Origin of the sequence: Pseudochrobactrum sp. sp1633 (assembly GCF_030376605.1) — a bacterium.
Lineage (GTDB): Bacteria > Pseudomonadota > Alphaproteobacteria > Rhizobiales > Rhizobiaceae > Pseudochrobactrum.
This window is the reverse complement of record NZ_JARRAE010000002.1, coordinates 85,022-103,260: the sequence shown is the minus strand read 5'-3', so window position 1 is coordinate 103,260 and position 18,239 is coordinate 85,022. Positions and strand designations below refer to the sequence as shown.

Here is an 18,239-nt window from a genome sequence, read left to right as displayed (position 1 = left end):
TTTTATTTCACAATATATGTCGGCTGGATAATCAATCCGTCCGATGTTTGTGCGCGATAAACCTCAACACCATAGAGATCGCGGATCACGTCTTCACGCAAAATATCCGCCGGTGCACCATCAGCCACCAGACGACCATCTTTCACCAATAGCAGTCTTGAGCACCAGCGTGCGGCCAGCCCCAGATCATGCAGGGTACAAATAACACTGCGGCCAGTTGCGGAAAGCTCCCGAAAAATCTGCATTAAGCCAAGCTGATGTGCCGGATCAAGCCCTGCCACCGGCTCATCGGCCAGCATCAAAGGCGTATCCTGCGCAATGGCACGGGCAATCAGAACCCGCGCCTGCTCACCGCCGGATAATTCCCGCGCCGGTTTATCGCGCAGATGCCCGATCTCCAGCGCTTCTATGGCAGAATTAACCTGCTGCTGATCCTGCACACTAAGACCAGAAAATTGTGACAGGCGGGCAAGACGACCAAGCTGCACCACAGCCTCAACACGCATATTCCAGCTGATCTCACGATCCTGCGCAATATAGGATAAGAGCTGCGCTCGCTTGACACTTTTAAGCTGCGCAGTTTCCTGCCCGCTCAAATTGACAGAGCCCTCATAAGGCAGTTGCGCAAGAATAGCGCGCAACAGAGTGGATTTACCCGCGCCGTTCGGGCCAATCAGACCGATAAACTCCCCCTCACCGACGGAGAACGAAACTCCGTCAATGATGGTACGCTTCTGGCGGGAAACCGAGAGATTTTTGACGGCTAACAGGCTCAAATTTCTGCTCCTTTGCGCAATCTCCACACCAGATGCAGGAAGAATGGTGCGCCAATCAAGGCTGTGAGGACTCCGAGTTTCAGATCTTTCTCCGGCATGATAATGCGCACGAAAATATCAGCCGCCAGCAGCATGACCGCACCGCCAAGTGCCGAAGCCGGCAGTAGGCGTGACGGGCGGGAACCTGCCAGCGGGCGCAAGATATGCGGCACCACCAGCCCGATAAAGCCTATGGCACCGGCCACCGCCGTTGCTGCTCCAACGCTGACCGCAGTACCCGCGACAACAAGAAACTGCACTTTTCGCAGATCAACACCCATGCTGGCAGCGGTTTCCTGCCCCAAAGTCAGCGCATCCAGTGAACGGCCGGACATTATCAGCATGAGCCAGCCAAGACTCATAAACGGCAGCACCAGCCAGACATGGCTCATGGACCGGTCATTTAAGGAGCCTAGCATCCAGAAGACAATTTCCATCAGCGCAAAAGGATTGGGCGCAAGGCTCAGCGCCAATGATGTCAGCGCACCGGCAAAGGCAGAGACCGCGACCCCCGCCAGAATAACGGTGATGGTTGAGCCGCTGCCACCGGCCAAAAACTGCACCAGCACTACAGCCACAAAGGCAAAGCCCAACGCCATCAATGGCAGACTTAAAGGAAACAGCAAAGACAAGCCGCTATAGAGTGCCAGAACGGCGCCAAGCGAAGCAGAAGAGCTGACGCCAAGCAACCCCGGTTCAGCTAAGGGGTTACGCAAATAGCCCTGCAAAGCCGCACCGGACAGCCCCAATGTCAGCCCGATCATCGCGCCAAGCAATGCACGGGGCAAACGCAATTGCTGCATAATCAGCACTGTATCAGTATCGCCAAAGCCAAACAGGCCGGACAGCCCCTGCGTCAGGCCAATAGAAGAAGTGCCGGTCAGCAGCGAGATGACGAACAGGACAATCAGCAACACGCTCAGCCCAAGCAGCAGACTATAATAGCGCCGGTTCTGATCCATCATCGCTCTCCGTTTGCCTGTCTGGCACGCTGCAAAATTCTCACCGCTTCCAGCGTATAGACTGAACCGCAAGACCAGCTGCGCGCAGGCACAGCCACATGCTGCGTTTTGCGGCCTTGTTTGCTGACCAGTGTTTTCATAACCGGATGCCGGTAATTCTGATAGGCCAGCGCCGGTTTTTCATAAAATTCAGGCTCGATAATCATATCCGGCTTCAGGCGAATGAGATCTTCAAGCGATACACGCCCTGCTGTCAACCTGCTGTCACTGGCTCCGAGATTGGTAATACCAAGCAGCTTCATAATCTCATCGGACAGTGTTCCCACACCGGACGTATAGCCATTGGGTTCATAGAGAAGCGCGGTTTCCGGCTGTGCACTTTTCTGCAAAGAGCCAAGTGTCTGACCGATTTCAGCAATTTGTGTCTGCGCTTTTTCTTGCTGTCCGAGAACCTGCCCCATTCGCGTGATCTGTTTAACAATATCGGCAAAGCTCTGCGCATAGCCGAAGCGCTCAATCCTCATACCTTCCCGTTCCAGAACCGCCAATTTATCCGGTGCCGTATAGATCGATGCCAGCACCAGATCAGGTTTTAGCGCCAATATTTCCTCAAGGCCGGAACGGTTGAGATGATAGTCCTCTGCCTGCGCCGCGACAGGTGAAGAAACCGGATCAGCAGCGATATGGCTGACAGAAATAATCTGCGACGGATCAGCCAGCGACAATGCCAGAATATCCGTACAAAGATTAAGCGAAACCACCCGTTTCGGCATCACCTGTGCTTTTACTGGCAAAGCACAGAAGCACAAAAGGCAGGCCGCGAGAACGGCCTGCCTTTTGCTATACTTCAATAGATTGGTTAAGCGCACCATGCTTAGAAAGAAGCTTTCAAACCGGCAAATGCACCGCGACCCGGTGTATTATAGCCGTAGACTTCCTGATATTTTTTATCGAACAGGTTTTCGATACGGGCATAACCTTCCAGCTTATCGGTGAACTTATAGCTGCCACCGATGTTGACCACGGTGTATGATCCCAAAGTTAAGCGCGGAGGCAGGCCAGTCACGAAAACATTGTCGTCCATTTTGCCGTTAAACACCGCTTCACCGAACAAACGAGCACGGTCTTCATAGAATGTATAGGCCACATTCACAGAACCGGAATGGCGCGGTCGACGGACCTCAATAACACTCTCGGCATCGCGTGAGGATGTATAAGTATAACTACCACCTGCAGTAAAGCCATGAAAAAGATTCAATGTTGCTGCCAGTTCCACACCATGCCGTTTGCTTCTACCGTCCAGATTTTTAACACTATTCATAGTGCCTACAATCTCATCACTCAGATCCTGATTAAAGTAAGTGATATCGGTTACTACCAAACCATCAAAGAACGCATATTCAAGCCCTATATCCCACCCGAGGCTTTTCTCAGGTTTCAACGCCGGATTGCCGATGAATGAATTAGGTATATAGCCAAACTGCTCGTAAAAAGTCGGATTAGCTACACCGGTTCCCACAGAGCTGTGCAAACGCGCATTGGTATCAGGAATAGCCCATGCACCACTCAGCGAAAACGTTGTTGCATCACCAAAATCCTTATTCACGTCATGACGCAAACCAAGATTGACAAAAAACTGATCAACAAACTCACCGTTATACTCACCAATAAAGGAATACATTGAACGTTTGTGCTCATCAAACTGGCTCATATCTGTCCACGGCGAAGACAGGTCAGCCTCTGTTGCAAGCTGTTGAAAACGCTCCTGCTTCCACTCCAAACCGCCGGTAATTTTATGATGGGCATCGCCAAAAGCCGGTGTATCGAAAGCATAAGTCGCCTGATAAGTACCAGTGTAACGCTTTCCTTGATTACCGCTAACATATGCACCAGTATCGTAATTTTTGCGTTTCGCGTCTGAGCCGTTGAAACGCAGTTTTTGTGTCAGTGCCTCATCAAGCGCTGTCCAAGTTAAACCTATAGAGCCAATCAGCTCGCGAGTTTTACTTTGCTCATCGGTATCAAGAATATACCCGTCATTCGGCCACGGACCCGTGCCATCATTGTCTGCTGTACGATTAAAATAACGCAGGCTTGCATCTAGTTTTGCCGTATCTGACAAATCAATATTGACCTTACCATTCAAGGTCAGATTTTCATCGCCATCTTTTTCATTACCAAAGGATGATACATTAAAACCATCCGTTCGCCTGTAAGATGCCCCAAATGCCATATCATAATTATCTTTACCACCCTGCAGCAACAAACCACCGAGCCAAGCGTTGTGACTACCAGTTTCTGTTGTGCCGCTGATTTTGAAACCGTCGCGCTTACCACCCTTGGTGATAATGTTAACTACACCAGCCAAAGCATTGGAACCCCAGAAAGCACTCTGAGGGCCGCGCAAAATCTCAATCCGATCGATATCAGCAGACACCAGCTCGCCAAAATCAAACTCACCATCTGATGGGCTTCCGGCTTCAACGCCGTCAATCATAACCAGCAAATGATTAGCCTCTGCACCGCGCACTCGAACCTGTGTCAGCCCACCGTAAGAACCGGTGCGCGACACGGCAAAACCCGGCACCATACGCAGCGCATCGGCCACATAACGCACCTGATTTTGCTCAAGCTGTTTGCCGGTGATCACGGTTACAGCACGGCCGGTTTTGCCTTCTTCAATTGGCGTGCGTCCGGCAGTCACGAGAATTTCTTTAAGCTGAACAGTTTCCTGCTTTTTTTCTTCAGCAAATGCATGGCCAAGGCTGAAAACGGTCAAAGCAGTTCCGAGTACCAAAATTGTTTTTTTATGCTGCAACAAATTGCGTGTCATGCTGTCCCGCCTGAGTGCAGACAATGCAACGCGCTTTCAACGTAACATTGCCCTGAATAATACAAACCGCAGCTGAAACAGGCTGAAATAACAGTCACATATCCGCATGCGGCAACATTTTAACAATGTCACCGTCACGGACGTCCGCGCCTTCGCACCCCTCGTGCACCGGCTGGTGACCAAAAAAGGCAGGTCTCCTGACTTACGGGTCATCACGGACACTCCGCCTTCCCGCCCACAAGGGCAGTGGCTTACCGGAGGCCGCTCACCGAATACAGTTGCGGGGGCAGTCACGGATTAAGCACCGTGTTCCCTTTTCATTTGCTGCGAAGAGCAAAACCTTTTCCATATAAAGCGATAACAATGCACCGCTTCACGGTCAATTCTTAAGAAATTATGAACTACGTTTTTCAACAAGGCGTGATACTTGTGCCGCAGTTTCAAAACGATAGCCGGATTTATCCATTACAAAGCGGAAATATCATCATAAAGCTTTTGCGGAATAGTCACGGTGCCATTGGCCAGACTGCGTTCGCGGGCTTCATAACGGCGCTGCGACGGCAGACGTGCGCCTTGCTCTGTAATCGCCGAGAACATCTTTTCCGCTCGCGCCATATGCTCTGCCATTGCTGCGCCGAGGAAGCTTTCCGGATTAAACGCGATCACAATTTCCCCGTGTTTTGGCGTAGCGCCGCGGCCATTATCCCATTCCTGAGATTCCAAACTCAGCAGATCACCAATCAATGGCCCCGCCAGCAACTCCACCATTGCGGAGAGAGCTGATCCCTTATATCCGCCAAAAGTCAGCATCGCGCCTTCAAGCGCGGTTTGCGCGTCGGTTGTCGGCGCACCGTTTTTATCAACCGCCCATCCTTCAGGGATAGGCTTGCCTGCACGGCGATGAAGCTCAATCTCGCCGCGTGCCGCAGCACTGGTGGCAAAATCAAAGACGAAAGGATATTTGCCTGCACGCGGCCAGCCGAAAGCAATCGGATTGGTGCCGAAAACGCCGGTCTTACCGCCCGCCGGTGCGACCCATGAATGGCTTGGCACCATAGTCAGCGAAACCAGACCATGCTCGGCCAGCATTTCCACCTCCGGCCAAAGAGCTGAGAAATGCACACAATGATTAATCGCCATTGCAGCAATGCCAAGCTTGCGGGTTTTCTCCACCAGCATCGGCAGGCCTTTTTCCAAAGCCAGCAAAGAATAGCCGCCCTTGGCATCCACCGCCACAATACCCCCCGCACGGTCTTCCACTTCCGGTACCGCATCCAACACAACAGCGCCGGTTTTAATGGTCTGAGCACAGCTCAAAACACGATAAAGCCCGTGTGAATCGCACTCGTCACGCTGGCAGCTTTGCAGCAAACGCGCATTGGCCTGCGCATGCTCTTCAGAAAGACCAAGCTTGATAAAGGTCTTTTCCGCAAGATTGTAAGCTTCATCGAGTGTAATTGTAATGGTTGCGGTCATGGCTGCGGTATCCTCCCTGCATATAACCTTGCCTGAAAGGCAATCTAATATATCAGAGACCTAGCCCAGCTATTGCGAAACAGCAAGTTATAACCTTATGAAAATGAAAAACCCGCTCAGAGAGCGGGTTTTTCAAACTCAAAATTATGAGCGGGAGAATTTGCGGTCGCCGCCTTCGCGTGGCTTGCGCGGGCCTTTCGGCTTGTCACCAAAAGGTTTGCCTTCACCGCCTTTAAAGCGTGGCTTGCCTTTAGGCGCGCCCCATCCGGCTTTATCATCGCCGCGTTTTTCAAAACGACGCTCGCCATCACGATCAGAACGAGGACGATCCGAGCGCGGAGCACGGCTTTCCTGTTCCGGCGCAGAAGAGGTACGGATTACCAGACCTTTTTCGCCTGTGCCACGTTCTTCAACCGTTGAGAAATATTCTTTGGCTTTCTCGCTATTAATCTCGAAACGGGTTTCGTTTTCGAGAATGCGGATTGCACCAACATCGCCCTTGGAAATCTGACCGGCTTTACAGATCAGCGGCAAAATCCATTTCGGATCAGCGCGGTGTTTGCGGCCAGCAGACAGCGTAAACCAAGCACCGCCGTTAAAGCTTGAACGGTCTTCACGAGGAGCGCGTTCACCACGATCACGATCGTTACGATCATTGGAGCGTGTCGGGGTTGCACCCAGTGCGCGCACCGGACCTTCAGACACATCTTCCGGTGCCGGACGGCTCTCGATTTCACGGCGCAGGTAAGCGCTGGCAATCTGTTCAGGCGTATAGCGAGCCTGCAGATCGCGCATCAGTTCCTGAATATCTTCAGGAATTTCGTCGCTCAGACGTTCATCATTGAGGATAACCTCACGAACTTTTTCCTGCACAGCATTGATGGTCGGCGCTGCAATGCTTTTCGCATCCAGACGCGCCATTTGCAGCAAACGCTCAGCCGTACGACGACGGGAGAACGGAACCACCAGAATACAGGTACCCTTGCGGCCTGCACGGCCGGTACGGCCGGAGCGGTGCAACAGTGTTTCACCATTATTCGGCAGATCGGCATGGATAACCAGATCCAGATTTGGCAGATCGATACCGCGGGCAGCAACGTCTGTTGCCACGCAAACGCGGGCACGGCCATCGCGCATGGATTGCAGCGCATTGGTGCGCTCTGCCTGTGACAATTCACCGGACAGTGCAACAACCGAGAAACCACGATTGTTCAGGCGGCTGGCCAGATGCTTCACGCCCTCACGGGTTGAAGCAAAGATAATGGTGTTGACATTATCGTAATAGAGCAAGGTGTTGATGATCGCGTTTTCGCGCTCATGCGGTGGCACAACCATTGCCTGATAAGTAATATCAGCATGTTTTTCATGGGATGCAGTGGCAGTAATGCGCAATGCATCTTTCTGGAAACGCTTGGCAAGCAAAGCGATGGATTTGGAAACCGTTGCCGAGAACATCAGCGTACGGCGATCTTCCGGTGCTTCACCGAGAATGAATTCCAGATCTTCACGGAAGCCGAGATCCAGCATTTCGTCAGCTTCATCAAGCACAACAGCGCGCAGATCAGACATGTTCAGCGCACGGCGTGTAATATGATCGCGCAGACGGCCCGGTGTACCAACGATAATATGGGCACCACGTTCCAGATTGCGGCGTTCGGTGCGGACATCCATACCACCAACGCAAGTGGTGATACGTGCGCCGGTTGGTGCGTAGAGCCATTCCAGCTCGCGGGCAACCTGCAAAGCCAGTTCGCGGGTTGGTGCAATAATCAGAGCCAACGGTGCGCGAGGGGCTTCAAGACGGCCCCCTTCTTCCAGAAGGTCCGGTGCAATAGCGATACCGAATGCAACAGTTTTGCCCGAGCCGGTCTGGGCAGAAACCAGCAGATCACGGCCATCATTTTCAGGCGTCAGCATCGCGTCCTGAACAGAGGTGAGTTCCTCATAGCCACGGGCTTTGAGCGCACCGGCAAGCACAGGTGCAATAGTAGAAGGCAGGGTCATGAATGACTTTCAGCAATGGCTCACCCACGCATCAACTGGCCCCGACATTCTTTGCCCTGAAAGTTCAGAGCAAATGTCCCATCCCTGGCTTCATTCATGATTAAACGGAAAGTATCCGTATACCCATGCTTTCACACATCCGTGACCGGTAACGTAAATAAGCAAACAACAATAAGTGATGATGCTGCGCTAAGTAAACGCGAATGACAAGAAGGTCAATCTGCAACGACCGATTGTTTCAATCAATTATATGCAGTTGACCTATCATCCGCTTTTTAAGGCGCTTATGTTGCAAAACCGGAGTTTTGCAACATGTTCTGACGCCTCATAACGCATTAAGCGCAAAAGATCAATGCGCCTCATCCCAGTTTTGCGCGGCTCTGGCATCAACCTGCAACGGCACGGCCATCGAAACAGCAGGCATTGCCGCATTGACCATTACTTCACGCACCACCTCAATCGTGCGGTCAACCTGTGCATCATCGACCTCGAAGATCAGTTCGTCATGCACCTGCAACAGCATTTGCGCATCGAGCTTTGCTTGTGCCAGTGCCGGTTCCATACGGATCATCGCGCGGCGGATAATATCTGCAGCCGAGCCCTGAATAGGTGCGTTGATAGCTGCACGCTCATTGAAAGCACGCACCTGCGGATTGCTGGCCTTGATCTCCGGATAATGAATACGGCGACCGAAAATCGTTTCGACATAGCCGTTTTCACGCGCCGTTGCCTTGGTCGCTTCCATATAGTCCTTGATGCCGGGGAAGCGCTCAAAATAGGTACGGATATAAGACCCTGCCTCTTCACGCGGAATAGACAGCTGATTAGCAAGACCAAAGGCCGAAATACCGTAAATAATGCCGAAATTGATCGCTTTAGCTCGACGACGTACTTCGGACGGCATTCCTTCCACCGGCACGCCAAACATTTCAGAGGCCGTCATCGCATGAATGTCTATACCATCATCAAAGGCTTTTTTAAGCTGCTGAATATCCGCGACATGCGCCAGAACACGCAGTTCAATCTGGCTATAGTCAGCAGAGACCAGCTTTTTGCCCTGCGGTGCCACAAAGGCCGTGCGGATTTTGCGGCCTTCTGCTGTGCGAACCGGAATATTCTGCAGGTTCGGCTCCGATGAGGACAGACGTCCTGTGGTCGTTACCGCCATAGAATAGGATGTATGCACCCGCTTGGTCTGCGGATGAATATAACCGGGCAGCGCATCCGTATAAGTGGATTTGAGTTTGGTAAGCTGGCGCCAGTCAACAATCTTGCGCGGCAGCTCATGACCTTCCGCTGCCAGATCTTCCAGCACCTGAGCGGAAGTCGACCATTGACCGGTTTTGGTTTTTGAACCACCCGGAAGCCCGAGCTTGCCAAACAGAATATCGCCGAGCTGCTTGGGCGAGGCGATATTCATTTTCTCACCGGCAAGCGTGTAAATCTCATCCTCAATGGCCGCAGCAGACTGCGCCAGATCACCTGACAAGCGGGAGAGAATTTGCCGGTCAACCGTGACGCCGCGTTCTTCCATCAATGCCAGAACTGTGACCAGCGGCCGTTCCAGCCGCTCATAGACCGAGGCCATGCCATTTGCAGCCAGACGCGGCTTCAGTACCTGCCACAGGCACAGCGTTACATCGGCATCTTCCGCACCATAAGCGATAGCGCGATCAATCGGCACCATGTCAAAAGTCACGGCCGATTTACCGGTGCCGGCGACATCTTTGTAAGGAATTGTTGTGTGTCCGAGCCAGCGCTCTGCCAGCGCATCCATGCCATGCGTGCCGGTGCCTGCATCCAGCGCATAGGACAGCAGCATCGTGTCGTCAAAACGCGCAATATCTACGCCAAGACGATGCATGACCAGCCAGTCATATTTCATATTCTGGGCAATGATCAGAACAGACGGATTTTCCAGCAGGCGCTTCAGTTCTGCGAGTGCAGCCCCGAGTGGAACCTGTCCGTCAATCAGCCCGCCGCCGAGCAGATCACCCTGACCGGATTTGTGGATCAGCGGCACATAACAGGCCTTGCCTGCCGCCAATGCCAGAGAGAAACCGACCAGCTCGGCCTGCATCGGATCAAGCGAAGTGGTTTCCGTGTCAAACGCCACGAAACCCTGCTCAATCGCCTGATCAACCCAGTCTTTCAACACTGCAATATCGGTAATCCCGATATAGGCAGAATGATCAATTTGCGTTGCTGCGCCTTGTGCCTTACGCGCTTCCACCAGAGCCTGCGGCCGCATAAATTTGTCGCTCGCTGTTTCAGCAGAAATCACCTTTTCCGGCGCGGAAGCGGTCGTCGTTTCCGTTCCGCGATCAAGATCAGGGCCGCGTGCTTGCGTGCCCCACTCAGTCTCTACGGTAATCGGCTCAATTTCGGCTGCAACTGTATCTGTTGCCTCTGCCACACGGCGGGTCAGCGAGGTCAATTCCATCGCTTTCAGGAAGCCGATCAGTTTCGGTCCGTCCTGCGGCTCCAGCATCAGACCATCGAGATCAACTTCCAGCGGCACATCATTTTTCAGCGTGACAAGCTGGCGGGCAATACGGGTCTGATCAGCAAAAGCGATAATATTCTCGCGGCGTTTATTCTGTTTAATCTCGGAAGCACGAGCAAGCAGCGTGTCGAGATCACCGAATTCTTCAAGCAATTGCGCTGCCGTCTTCGGCCCGATGCCAGGAATACCCGGTACATTATCGGTTGAATCGCCGGTCAGCGATTGCAGGTCGATCATTTTCTCCGGCGGAACGCCCCATTTTTCAATCACTTCAGGGATTGAAATCTGCTTATCCTTCATGCCGTCATACATGGAGACTTGGTTCGTCACGAGCTGCATCAGGTCTTTGTCTGACGAGATAATCGTGACCGTAGCACCGGCCTCTTCCGCAAGACGGGCATAGGTAGCGATAATATCATCCGCCTCAAAACCCTCTTTTTCGATGCAAGGCAAGTTGAAAGCATGGGTCGCCTGACGGATCAGACCGAATTGCGGGATCAGGTCTTCCGGCGGTGCCGTGCGGTTAGCCTTATATTCCGGATAGAGCTCTTTGCGGAAAGTCTGCGACGAATAATCGAAAATCACAGCAAAATGCGTCGGCACCACACCGACATCCGTATTGCGCGCATCTTTGAGCAGCTTCCACAGCATATTGCAGAAACCGGACACCGCACCAACCGGCAAACCGTCAGATTTACGGGTCAGCGGCGGCAACGCATGATAAGCGCGAAAAATATAGCCGGAGCCGTCGACGAGGAAGAGATGATCACCTTTTTTCATGGTCAAAAGATGTAAAGCATTAGCAGGAAAAAAGAAATCGCACCGCGCGCAGTCGTGAAAAATAAACTCCCTTTTTCTCTCCGGTTCCGGAACATGGCTTCATAAGCAATAACTTTTTTGTGACTGCGCCGCCCTCATTCAGCCCTTGAATCGCCACTATTTCTGGCCACATTAGGCACATCGGCAAGATTGTCGGTTTCCGTTTTTCGGCATGTCCCCCGTCGAAAAACAGGGGTGGTAGCCTCCCCCCCCTCTGGCTGCCACCAATTATTATAAGCCGTTACGGTTCCCCTCACCGTAACGGCTTTTATTTTGCCCCAATATCTTCCCTGTACAGTCCGCGGGCATATAAGTTAAAACGATCCGGAATTTCAGTCATCTGAGCAAGGCTACGAGTCGCAGCCTGCTTTATTATGAGGGTAACATGTCTGCACTTGAGCCTGTTCTTCAGCATCTTGACAAAAATCTCGATAACAGTGTCGATCATCTGTTTGATCTCCTGCGCATCAAATCCATTTCAACAGATCCGGCTTTCAAAGCGGATTGCCGCAAAGCTGCGGAATGGCTGGTAGAAGACCTGAAAAGCATTGGTTTTGATGCAAGTGTGCGCGACACACCGGGACATCCGATGGTTGTCGCCCATCATGAAGGCCCGACTGCAGATGCCCCGCATGTGCTGTTTTACGGCCATTACGACGTACAGCCGGTTGACCCGCTGAACCTCTGGGAAAACGACCCGTTTGATCCTGCTGTTAAAGAAGTTGAAGCCGGACGCAAAATCCTGACCGGTCGCGGTACATCCGACGACAAAGGCCAGTTGATGACTTTTGTCGAAGCAGCCCGCGCCTATAAAGCCGTGCATGGCCAGCTGCCGGTGAAAGTAACTATCCTGTTTGAAGGTGAAGAAGAATCCGGTTCACCATCGCTCAAGCCATTCCTCGACAGCCACAAAGAAGAGCTTAAAGCAGACGTTGCACTGGTCTGTGATACCTCGATGTGGAACCGTGACACACCGGCCATTTGCGTTGGCCTGCGCGGGCTGGTCGGCGAAGAAATCACCATTAAAGCCGCAGACCGCGATCTGCATTCCGGCTTCTTCGGTGGTGCTGCTGCCAACCCGCTGCATGTGCTGTCAAAAATCCTTGCCGACCTGCATGATGAAACCGGTCGCGTGACTGTGGAAGATTTTTATGAAGGCGTGGAAGAAACACCGAGCCAGATTTTGAAATCATGGGAAGGTCTTGGCCGCACCCCTGAGAACTTCCTCGGCCCTATCGGTCTTTCCGTGCCATCAGGTGAACAGGGTCGCAGTGTTCTGGAGCAAACATGGGCGCGCCCGACTGCTGAAGTCAACGGCATGATCGGCGGCTATACCGGCGAAGGTTTCAAGACTGTTATCGCCGCAGAAGCCTCTGCCAAAGTGTCGTTTCGCCTCGTACACAAGCAGGATCCGGCTAAAATCCGTGCGAATTTCCGCAAATTCGTGGAAGCCCGTCTTCCTGCCGATTGCCGCGTGGAATTCCACCCGCATGGCGGCTCACCGGCCATCCAGCTCTCCTATGATTCACCACTGGTCACACAGGCCAAACAGGCTTTGTCTGACGAATGGCCAAATCCTGCGGTGCTGATTGCTATGGGCGGTTCCATTCCGATTGTCGGTGACTTCGACAAATTCCTCGGTATGGATTCCCTGCTGGTCGGTTTCGGCCTTGAAGACGACCGCATCCATTCACCAAATGAAAAATACGAACTGTCCTCCTTCCATAAAGGCCAGCGCTCATGGGCAAGAATTTTGGCGGCTCTCGCCGCCAAGTGAGGCCAGAATTTTGGCGGCGAGAGCCGCCAAGGGGCTCGCATTCTGCGCGCACTTTCAAAGAAATAAGATAACGGAACTCTCAATGACCACTATCCGCGTTCATAAAAACGATCTGCCTGACCTTGATAATTATCAGGTGGATTCCGTCGCCATTGATACGGAAACGCTGGGGCTCAATCCCCTGCGTGACCGTCTGTGCGTTGTGCAGATTTCACCGGGCGATGGCACCGCGGATATTATCCAGATCGAGAAGGGGCTGAAAAAAGCCCCTAATCTGGTCAAGTTGCTGAAAGACCGCGCGATCACCAAAATCTTCCATTTTGGCCGTTTTGATCTGGCTGTGCTGGCGCACACATTTGGCACCATGCCGCAGCCGGTTTTCTGCACAAAGATCGCTTCGAAACTGACCCGTACCTATACGGATCGCCACGGCCTGAAAGAAATCTGCTCGGAACTGCTCGAAGTGTCGATTTCCAAGCAGCAACAGTCTTCCGACTGGGCCGCGGAAAACCTGTCTCAGGCACAGCTTGAATATGCTGCATCAGATGTTCTCTATCTGCATCGCCTGAAAAAGGTTCTGGAATATCGTCTGGCCCGCGATGGCCGCGAAAAACAGGCTGAAGCCTGCTTCAAATTCCTGCCAACCCGTGCAGAACTTGATCTGATGGGCTGGGATGAACAGGACATTTTCGCTCACAGCTAAAAAGAAAGCCCGCTATCACAGCGGGCTTTTTTATTGTCTATCTTAGGCACGCACCGGAACAGTCCCGCTGCGATCAATGATAGCCCATTGCGGGCGTGCAAACAGGAAGCGTCCGTAACCGGTTCTCTCAACCAGCACATACAGGATGACCGGCAGGATAATACCCATTGCCATTGTCAGCACGGAGATCGTGCCGACATCCGTAATAATTCCTGTCTTTAAGAGCACGGTACGCGTTGCTGCCATCGGCAGGAAAAATGCCAGATAAACAACAATGGAATGCGCTCCCAGATAGCTCAGCACCCGATGCGCAATATTGGCTGAACTTAAACAAGCCAGCAAAGATGAAATGCTGATAATTGCCAGCGCACCGAGGAAACCGAGGAACAGCGAGACCAATGGCAACTCACTGTAACCGCCCAAACCACCTGCTGCCCATGCTTGTCCGCTCAGTAGCGACTGGCCGAATTCCGGCACTGGCGTGAAGACCAGCTGGTATTCAACAACAGCCCAGATCAGCAGTCCCGTCCCTGCAATAATTTTGTTTCGTGCTACCCAGTCAGCCATACGGAAAATCTGCGGTGCCAGCGCATATCCGGCATAAAAATAGACAAAACGTGAGCAAAACTCATCAATCATGATCCAACCCGTATGGATCGGCAGGATTTCCAGAATAGCCAGCATGGTCAGCACCAGCCAGCTCGGCACCTCACGCATGAAACGTGTTGCCAGAAAGAAAAACGGCAGCAGATAGATGAACCACAATGTGCCAAACGGTTCGATAAAGGCCATCAGATAGGCGCTGACCACCCCTGAGGCTCCGCCTTCAGCCATGATACCCGGCGCTTTGAACACAAACTGAATGGTCAGCCAAAGCACATAGAAATACAGGAAATGCACGACTTTGCGGTCGAGATAGCGCAACCACGGCCGGTCAATCACCGCACTCAGAAACAGGCCGGAGATCAGAAAGAAATCCGGCATCCGAAACGGCTTGGCAAAGGCGACGACATAATGCATCCAGCCGGTCTGACCGGCAGCTTCTTCCACACCCAGCGTTGAATGCATCATCACGACAAAAATGATGCATACCCCTTTGGCAATATCGACCCAGTCAATCCGTTTTGTCACGCATATACCCATCTGATACAGTTGTGATTTTTCTTTACAACGAAACACCTTAAAATCTGAATACTATTTTGGGCAAATTTTGAATTCAAATTATTTAAGCATACGCTTGAATAAACAGCAGTATTTTAAAATTCTGTTGATGAGTTTTTGCCCTTAGCAAAACTTTACTGCTCTTTAAACTGCCTCAATTACCCTGCAAAGCACAGATAGATTTATTGTGACCGCATTATCCTAAGGCAAACCCGTTTCACACTGTTGCCGGAAATGCTCCGGTCTAAATTTTAGCAGGTATACCAACACATATGGCCTCCAGAGACTCAAAAGACCGACGCATAGAACCGTCATTCGGAAAGCCAGATACGCCTGCGGATAATAACGACATGCGCTTTGATGAGACTGACCGTGTCAGCGGCAGTAATTCTAAAAAACGCGCACCTCGCTCAGAGCGCTCCTCGCGAGACAAAAATCAGGGCGACAAAAAAAGCCGCAAGCAACCCTCATCCGGACCCTTCCGCTGGCTGCGCCGGCTATTTTACTGGATGTTTGTGCTGATGCTCTGGGGCGGCATCGCTTTTGCCGGTCTGGTGATCTACATCGCCGCGCAGATGCCGCCAACCAGCAACTGGGCTATTCCCGACCGCCCGCCGAATGTCAAAATCCTTGATGTCAACGGCGAGTTGATTGCCAATCGCGGTACCACCGGCGGTGAAGCTATCGGCTTGCGCGATATGTCGCCTTTTATTCCGCAAGCGGTCATTGCCATTGAAGACCGGCGTTTTTATTCCCATTACGGCGTTGATCCGATTGGTTTGGGCCGTGCGGTTTTCACAAATATCACGAAAGGTCGCGCCGTTCAGGGTGGCTCGACAATCACCCAGCAGCTGGCCAAAAACCTGTTCCTCTCGCCGGACAGAACGCTGGAACGTAAATTGCAGGAAGTCATGCTCGCCTTCTGGCTGGAGCATACTTATACCAAAGACCAAATTCTTGAGATGTATCTCAACCGTGTTTATCTCGGTTCCGGCGCCTATGGTGTTGATGCCGCAGCGCGGCGCTATTTCGACAAATCGGCCAAAGATGTGAACCTGACAGAAGCGGCAACACTGGCCGGCCTGTTGAAAGCACCATCGCGCCTCTCGCCTGCCCGCGACCCGAAAGCTGCCAATGACCGCGCCAAGCTGATGCTCGCTGCCATGCGCGATCAGGGCATGATTGGTCTGAAAGAACAGGCCATTGCGGAAAGCGAACCGCCGACACGTGCCGCCGCCTATTGGTCCGGCTCAGAGAATTATGTGGCCGATGCCGTACTGTCAGAATTACCGAAACTGATTGGTGAAACCAAAAGTGACGTGACCATTCACACCACTGTTGATCTGACATTGCAAAAGGTTGGCGAAGAGGCCATTCGTGATCTCATCTCGCAAAATGGCAAGAAAATGGATGTCAGTCAGGGCGCATTGGTGTCCATTGACGGCACCGGAGCGGTGCGCGCCATGATCGGCGGCTATGACTATGCTAACAGCCAGTTTGACCGTGCGTCGGAAGCGCGTCGCCAGCCCGGCTCCACTTTCAAACCATTCGTCTATCTGACGGCATTGGAACAGGGACGCACACCGGACTCCATTCGCAATGATGCGCCGGTGCGTATCGGCAAATGGACGCCGAGCAATTATAACGGCAAATATTTCGGGGAAGTGACGCTGGCAACGGCGCTGTCGCACTCACTCAATTCGATTGCCGCACAGCTGGTGATGGAAGTCGGCCCGCAGGCAGTTGTGGACACGGCACATCGCTTCGGCATCAAATCAGCACTCACGACCAATGCCTCACTGGCACTCGGGACTTCTGAAGTCACCCTGATGGAGCTGACCGATGCGTTTGTACCTTTTGCCAATGGCGGCTATCGCGCGCCGGTGCATATGATTGCAAAAATCACGGACAGTGATGACAAGGTTCTCTACGAATACCCGACCACAGCGCAGGAGCGTATTATCACCGAGCAGGTGCTTGGCATGATGAATGCGATGCTGCGCCGTACTGTTGAAGACGGCACAGCAAAACGAGCGAAATTCAGCAACTGGCCGGCGGCGGGCAAAACCGGCACGAGCCAGAACTCACGTGATGCATGGTTTATTGGTTATACAGCCAATCTGACAACCGGCGTGTGGTTCGGTAATGATGACGGCAAACCGACCAAGAAAGTTACCGGCGGTGGTCTGCCTGCTATGGCTTGGAAAACCTTTATGACAGCAGCGCATAAAGGCGTTCCGGTTGCTGATTTGCCAAGCACCTATGAAATTCAGAATGTGCTGCCGGGAGGTAGCGACGAGCTGCCGGATGCCTCGGCCAGTATCGGCCAGCAACCGCCAGCATCAGACAATAGCGGCTATCCTGTAGCGCCCGAAAATGATGAGACTTACTGGCCACCGGCTCCCGGTGCGCCACGTCAGCCTGACGGTGCACAATTACCATCGCAGCAAAATCAGCCAGTGCAACAACCAGCGCCAGTGCAGGATGCTCCCGCACCGGCAAGAAATACGCTGCCTCCGGTTCAGGATAACTCCGGGTATCCGACACCGCTGCCAGATAATTCAGGCTACCCTCAGCAAGGTTCAGTACAGTCTGCACCACCACCCGTGGCTGGTGATCCGGCCTATGAAGGCCCGCGCCCGCAAGGTGATGTCGGCGGCCAGCCAGTGCGCAAAAACACCACGCTGCTCGATGTGATTATGGGCAACGGGGAATAATTATAGTGTTTTACTCATCGGGAAGGACGGCATACCCGACCTTCCCGTTTTTGCTTCTCCGTCAGGCAGATAGCCTAGTTTTTCATAAAACTGTTTAGCTGTGGCCGTGCTGGTCAGACGACTTACAACCAGCCTCTGCTCTTTCAGCCAGCCTTCTGATACTGCCATCAAAGCCTTACTGACACCGCGATACTGATAATCCGGTGAAAACATAATTGAGCAAAATACCGTCTGTTGACGAGACTGCAGCAACACCGGCAATCCACCCATCAATCTCGGCAACAAGATAGACCTGTCCATCGCGCGCAATCCATGCCCGCAGATTGTCTTCGGTTTTATTGGCAAGCCATTGGCTTAAAATCTGCGGATCATTCTTATGATCCGTACCACATAGCTCCGTGATCGAGCGGCGCAGAACCGTACAGATTTCCGCTTCTTCCGCTGTCGCCGCCCGTATCAGCATTTA

At 52.5% G+C, this 18,239-nt stretch carries 13 protein-coding genes and 1 riboswitch; of the genes, 3 read left to right on the top strand and 10 right to left on the bottom strand.

From position 1 onward, the window contains the following. Positions 1-2: 2 nt before the first annotated feature. The 7 genes from P8H26_RS02615 to polA all read right to left on the bottom strand — a co-directional run bounded on the left by P8H26_RS02615 (position 3) and on the right by polA (position 11,376). Entirely contained in the window at positions 3-776 is a 774-nt protein-coding gene (locus P8H26_RS02615; protein ID WP_289631299.1) for an ABC transporter ATP-binding protein, read from the bottom strand. Beyond that, the gene (locus tag P8H26_RS02610) at positions 773-1,777 is read right to left on the bottom strand and encodes an iron ABC transporter permease (RefSeq protein ID WP_289631534.1); all 1,005 of its coding nucleotides are present in this window, start codon (positions 1,775-1,777) and stop codon (positions 773-775) included. Before P8H26_RS02610 ends, P8H26_RS02615 begins: the two co-directional genes overlap by 4 nt. After that, positions 1,777-2,550 carry an ABC transporter substrate-binding protein gene (locus tag P8H26_RS02605; RefSeq protein WP_289631298.1) on the bottom strand — a complete coding sequence of 258 codons (774 nt, stop codon included), beginning with the start codon at positions 2,548-2,550 and terminating at the stop codon, positions 1,777-1,779. Before P8H26_RS02605 ends, P8H26_RS02610 begins: the two co-directional genes overlap by 1 nt. A 101-nt stretch (positions 2,551-2,651) precedes the next feature. After that, positions 2,652-4,610, bottom strand: a complete 1,959-nt coding sequence (locus P8H26_RS02600; protein WP_289631297.1) for a TonB-dependent siderophore receptor — start codon at positions 4,608-4,610, stop codon at positions 2,652-2,654. Between the two features lie 169 nt (positions 4,611-4,779). Further along, a riboswitch (cobalamin riboswitch) is annotated at positions 4,780-4,969 on the bottom strand. Between the two features lie 106 nt (positions 4,970-5,075). Further along, positions 5,076-6,086 carry an Ldh family oxidoreductase gene (locus P8H26_RS02595; protein WP_289631296.1) on the bottom strand — a complete coding sequence of 337 codons (1,011 nt, stop codon included), beginning with the start codon at positions 6,084-6,086 and terminating at the stop codon, positions 5,076-5,078. 144 nt (positions 6,087-6,230) lie between these two features. Next, on the bottom strand, positions 6,231-8,090 hold the full coding sequence (locus P8H26_RS02590) for a DEAD/DEAH box helicase (RefSeq protein ID WP_289631295.1): 1,860 nt from the start codon (positions 8,088-8,090) through the stop codon (positions 6,231-6,233). A gap of 349 nt (positions 8,091-8,439) precedes the next feature. Further along, on the bottom strand, positions 8,440-11,376 hold the full coding sequence (polA, locus tag P8H26_RS02585; protein ID WP_289631533.1) for a DNA polymerase I: 2,937 nt from the start codon (positions 11,374-11,376) through the stop codon (positions 8,440-8,442). Positions 11,377-11,800: 424 nt separating this feature from the next. On the opposite strand from polA, the gene P8H26_RS02580 reads away from it, so the two are divergent. After that, positions 11,801-13,192 carry a dipeptidase gene (locus tag P8H26_RS02580; RefSeq protein ID WP_289631294.1) on the top strand — a complete coding sequence of 464 codons (1,392 nt, stop codon included), beginning with the start codon at positions 11,801-11,803 and terminating at the stop codon, positions 13,190-13,192. A gap of 82 nt (positions 13,193-13,274) precedes the next feature. Next, a complete protein-coding gene (locus tag P8H26_RS02575; protein ID WP_289631293.1) occupies positions 13,275-13,895 on the top strand; it encodes a ribonuclease D in 621 nt (206 codons plus the stop codon). A gap of 42 nt (positions 13,896-13,937) precedes the next feature. On the opposite strand, the gene P8H26_RS02570 is transcribed toward P8H26_RS02575, so the two are convergent. Further along, positions 13,938-15,038, bottom strand: a complete 1,101-nt coding sequence (locus tag P8H26_RS02570) for an acyltransferase family protein (protein WP_374708206.1) — start codon at positions 15,036-15,038, stop codon at positions 13,938-13,940. Between the two features lie 290 nt (positions 15,039-15,328). Between P8H26_RS02570 and P8H26_RS02565 the strand changes: the two genes are divergently transcribed. Then, positions 15,329-17,773: a PBP1A family penicillin-binding protein gene (locus P8H26_RS02565; RefSeq protein WP_374708205.1), complete on the top strand. Its 2,445-nt coding sequence runs from the start codon at positions 15,329-15,331 to the stop codon at positions 17,771-17,773. Here the strand turns inward: P8H26_RS02565 and P8H26_RS02560 are convergent, their stop codons facing one another. Together P8H26_RS02560 and P8H26_RS02555 are read right to left on the bottom strand one after the other, a co-directional pair. Next, entirely contained in the window at positions 17,774-17,986 is a 213-nt protein-coding gene (locus P8H26_RS02560; RefSeq protein WP_289631291.1) for a GNAT family N-acetyltransferase, read from the bottom strand. It abuts the gene before it with no gap. Then, on the bottom strand, positions 17,949-18,236 hold the full coding sequence (locus P8H26_RS02555; RefSeq protein ID WP_289631290.1) for a hypothetical protein: 288 nt from the start codon (positions 18,234-18,236) through the stop codon (positions 17,949-17,951). Before P8H26_RS02555 ends, P8H26_RS02560 begins: the two co-directional genes overlap by 38 nt. Between the last annotated feature and the right edge of the window lie 3 nt (positions 18,237-18,239).